General features: G+C 45.4%; 4 protein-coding genes and 1 tRNA gene. 3 read left to right on the top strand and 2 right to left on the bottom strand.

Annotated features, from left to right (window positions below; all coding sequences use genetic code 11):
- Both AWH66_RS23980 and ubiK read left to right on the top strand, forming a co-directional pair.
- A partial coding sequence (locus tag AWH66_RS23980) for an efflux RND transporter permease subunit (protein WP_167360989.1) occupies positions 1-988 on the top strand: 988 nt, incomplete at its 5' end.
- 113 nt (positions 989-1,101) lie between these two features.
- Positions 1,102-1,353 (top strand): ubiquinone biosynthesis accessory factor UbiK, encoded by a 252-nt coding sequence (ubiK, locus tag AWH66_RS23985; protein ID WP_006075379.1) that lies wholly within the window; start codon positions 1,102-1,104, stop codon positions 1,351-1,353.
- Between the two features lie 122 nt (positions 1,354-1,475).
- Here ubiK and ilvC read toward each other — a convergent pair whose 3' ends face one another.
- Complete coding sequence (ilvC, locus tag AWH66_RS23990) at positions 1,476-2,960, bottom strand: ketol-acid reductoisomerase (protein WP_063604177.1); 1,485 nt, start codon at positions 2,958-2,960, stop codon at positions 1,476-1,478.
- Positions 2,961-3,105: 145 nt separating this feature from the next.
- Here ilvC and ilvY point away from each other — a divergent pair, with 145 nt between their 5' ends.
- Positions 3,106-3,996, top strand: a complete 891-nt coding sequence (ilvY, locus tag AWH66_RS23995) for an HTH-type transcriptional activator IlvY (protein WP_063604243.1) — start codon at positions 3,106-3,108, stop codon at positions 3,994-3,996.
- A gap of 53 nt (positions 3,997-4,049) precedes the next feature.
- Here ilvY and AWH66_RS24000 read toward each other — a convergent pair.
- Positions 4,050-4,126, bottom strand: a tRNA-Trp gene (locus AWH66_RS24000).
- Positions 4,127-4,261 lie beyond the last annotated feature (135 nt).

The following is a 4,261-nucleotide window of genomic DNA, read 5'->3' on the forward strand; positions in this document are numbered from 1 at the left end:
GGGCGCTTATGGCGTAACCATGCAAGATATTGGTATCACGCTGAGTGCGATGATGGCAGATGGTTACGTTAACCGTATCGACCTCAATGGTCGTTCTTATGAGGTAATTCCTCAGGTTGAGCGTAAATATCGTCTAAATCCAGAATCAATGAACATGTACTTTGTTCGTTCTGATGATGGCCAAGCTATTCCACTAGGCAGCTTAATCTCTATTGATGTTGTGGCAGAGCCTCGCTCTCTACCTCACTTCAACCAGCTAAACTCAGCCACTGTTGGTGCTGTTCCAGCTCCAGGTGTAGCAATGGGTGATGCGATTGCTTGGTTTGAATCAACAGCAGAGAACAAGCTACCAAGTGGCTACAACCATGACTATATGGGTGAAGCCCGTCAATACGTGACTGAAGGTAGCGCACTTTATGCAACGTTTGGTCTAGCATTGGCGATTATCTTCTTAGTACTGGCCATCCAGTTCGAGTCTATCAAGGACCCGTTCGTTATTATGGTATCGGTACCGCTTGCAATATGTGGCGCACTGATTGCTCTGGCATGGGGCGCAGCCACCATGAATATCTACTCGCAGGTAGGTTTGATTACCTTGGTCGGCCTTATCACCAAGCACGGTATCCTTATCTGTGAAGTAGCAAAAGAAGAGCAGCTGAACCACAAGAAGAGCCGGACGGAAGCGGTTATGGAAGCGGCGAAAGTTCGTCTTCGTCCTATCTTGATGACAACCGCGGCAATGATTGCAGGTCTAATCCCACTGATGTACGCCACAGGTGCAGGTGCAGCTCAGCGCTTTAGTATCGGTATTGTAATCGTAGCGGGTCTTGCTATTGGTACTCTGTTTACTCTGTTTGTTCTTCCGGTAATTTATACTTACCTAGCAGAGAAACATAAACCGCTACCAGTCTTTGTTGAAGACAAAGACCTAGAGAAGATAGCTCGAGTTGACGCAGCATCAGCAGCTTGTCGAGAAAATCGTTCTTAAGGTGATGACTAATTAGAAAAAGGCCACAATGTGGCCTTTTTTATTAGCTCAAATAACGACTTTCTTTATCGGATTACATAGAATAAGAAGTATCACTTAAGGAGTTACCAGACATGTTTGATCCAAAGAAACTTGAACAGATTGCTAAGCAAATTCACGACTCAATGCCTCAACCAGTGAAAGAGCTTGGTGCGGATGTTGATCAGAAAGTACGCCAAGTCATTCAAGGCCAATTGAATAAGCTTGACGTCGTTAGCCGTGAAGAGTTTGATGTGCAAACTCAAGTGCTACTGCGCACTCGTCAAAAGCTGACAGAGATGGAACAAAAACTAGCAGACCTAGAGCAAAAGCTAGCGGATAAGTAATCGCTTCTTTCGCGGTCTTCGCAAATTACCAAATTACATAGACAAAAAAGGGGGGCTTACCAATTGGTAGCCCCCCTTTGCTATGTTGTGTTTACTTTATTATCTGATTTTAATAGGTCGGCTTAGCCGCCTACAGCGATGCGCTTCATGTCTGTCATATAGCCACGTAACTCTTCACCAATGTACTCAACAGGGTGGTTGCGAATAACGTCGTTTACTTCGATTAGTTTGCCGTTATCTACTTGGTTAGATGTCTCACCTAGACCTTTACCGATTACGTCAGTACCTACTGATGGCATGAACTTCTCGCGAAGCAGTGGTGTTGCTACGTTAGCGAATAGGTAGTTACCGTACTCAGCTGTATCTGAGATTACTACGTTCATTTCGTATAGACGCTTACGTGCAATCGTGTTTGCAATTAGTGGTAGCTCATGTAGAGATTCGTAGTATGCAGACTCATCAATGATGCCAGATGCAGTCATTGCTTCAAACGCTAGCTCAACACCTGCGCGAACCATAGCCACCATTAGGATACCGTTGTCGAAGTAATCTTGCTCTGAGATTTCTACATCAGATGATGGGTAGTTTTCAAATGCTGTTTCAGCCGTCTCTGCGCGCCAACCTAGAAGGTTTACGTCGTCATTTGCCCAGTCAGCCATCATAGTGCTTGAGAACTCACCTTGGATGATGTCATCCATATGCTTGTTGTAAAGCGGACGCATTAGGTCTTTTAGCTCTTCAGACAGATCAAACGCTTTCACTTTCGCTGGGTTAGATAGACGGTCCATCATGTGCGTAATGCCACCGAATTTCAGTGCTTCAGTGATAGTTTCCCAACCGAACTGAAGTAGTTTACCTGCGTAGCTTGGGTCAATGCCGTCAGCAATCATTTTCTCGTAACATACGATTGAACCTGCTTGTAGCATGCCACAAAGAATAGTTTGCTCACCCATCAGGTCAGACTTAACTTCAGCAACGAATGAAGACTCTAGAACGCCTGCACGGTGGCCGCCTGTTGCCGCTGCCCACGCTTTAGCGATTTCAAGGCCATCACCTTGAGGATCGTTCTCTGGGTGAACTGCAATAAGTGTAGGAACACCAAAGCCACGCTTGTATTCTTCACGAACCTCAGTACCTGGACACTTAGGTGCAACCATTACAACCGTTAGGTCTTTACGGATTTGCATACCTTCTTCAACGATGTTGAAGCCGTGAGAGTAACCTAGAGATGCACCTTCTTTCATTAGCGGCATTACTGTCTCAACCACGTTTGTGTGCTGTTTGTCCGGAGTTAGGTTTACTACTAGGTCGGCTTGAGGGATTAGGTCTTCGTAGCTACCTACTACAAAACCGTTGTCCTTCGCGTTTTTGAATGATTGACGCTGTTCATCGATCGCAGCCTGACGCAGTGCATAAGACACGTCTAGACCAGAGTCACGCATGTTTAAGCCTTGGTTTAGGCCTTGAGCACCACAACCAACAATGACTACTTTCTTACCTTTTAGGTAATCCGCTTCTGAAGCAAATTCAGAACGATCCATAAAACGACAACGACCTAGTTGGTCCAATTGCTCACGCAAGTTAAGAGTATTGAAATAGTTAGCCATAGTGGGGCTCTCCTGTTGAATTCTGTCCGTAGTGTCGATGGTTATCATCGAATGAGTTCATACTAATGCAGAGTCGAAATTGCTTAAAGTGATATATTCACAATTTGTCATTGCAAATAATGCAACAACAGATATCTTTAGTACTATGAATATTAAAAGTCTCCAAGCTTTTATCCATTTGTGTGAGAGTAAAAGCTTTAATAAAACCGCAACGGCAATGCATATCAGTGCATCGGCCCTCAGTAGACAGATCCAAAAGCTTGAACAAGATACTCATCAAAACTTGTTCTTGCGCGACAACCGCTCTGTCGAACTCACGCCAGCAGGAAAGAAACTGCTCCCTATTGCTGTGAATATCGTTAGTGAATGGCAACAATTCCAATCAGAAAGCCAACATGGCGAGAATGAGCTGAGAGGTAAGCTTCGACTGTTTTGTTCCGTTACCGCGAGCTACAGCCACCTTCCAGAGCTACTCGCCGAGTTTAGATTGCTTTACCCTTATATCGAGTTCGAACTTTCTACTGGCGATCCTGCACAGGCTATAGATAAAGTCCTCAACGATGAAACGGATATCGCCATCTCGGCATTGCCAGAACTGTTGCCTGCTCGACTAGAGTTTGAGCCGATCAGTGACATCCCACTCTCAGTCATAGCACCTGTTGGTGTTAGTAGTTTTGGCTTGGAACTAGCCGAGGGGTTGCCTGACTGGAACAAGATTCCGTTTATTGTGCCGGAAGCAGGAACAGCTAGAGAGCGGGCAAATGCTTGGTTTAAAAAGATGCGTATCAAGCCCAATATATACGCTCAGGTATCAGGACATGAGGCGATTGTGAGTATGGTGGCATTAGGATGCGGCGTTGGAATTGCTCCGGAGGTGGTTATCGTTAATAGCCCAGTCCGAGATAAAATTCAACGCTTAAAACTAGAGCCTATTAAACCATTCAAACTTGGCGTGGTATGTAAACGCTCTAATCTAGAGAATCAATTGCTCTCAGCTTTCTGGAAAGTGGCGGAGAAAGTGTATATCCAGCCTTAGCATTAATCGTCAAAAACGAAAAAGGCTCCGACCTAAGTCAGAGCCTTCGAATATGGCAGGGGTGGAGAGATTCGAACTCCCAACACGCGGATTTGGAATCCGCTGCTCTGCCAATTGGAGCTACACCCCTAAAGTGCTGTCTAATCTATGCTATTTAATCGCTTAAATCAACATGTTAGATTCAAAAAAGCCTCGCTATAAGCGAGGCTTCTTAAATAAGTGGCGGAGTGGACGGGACTCGAACCCGCGACCCCCGGCGTGACAG

Origin of the sequence: Vibrio barjaei, from assembly GCF_001639065.2 — a bacterium.
Taxonomy (GTDB): Bacteria; Pseudomonadota; Gammaproteobacteria; order Enterobacterales; family Vibrionaceae; genus Vibrio; species Vibrio barjaei.

Coding starts and splice junctions, on each gene's coding strand:
- ubiK (WP_006075379.1), top strand. CDS start 1,102: ATGTTTGATCCAAAGAAACTTGAACAGATTGCTAAGCAAATTCACGAC.
- ilvC (WP_063604177.1), bottom strand. CDS start 2,960: ATGGCTAACTATTTCAATACTCTTAACTTGCGTGAGCAATTGGACCAA.
- ilvY (WP_063604243.1), top strand. CDS start 3,106: ATGAATATTAAAAGTCTCCAAGCTTTTATCCATTTGTGTGAGAGTAAA.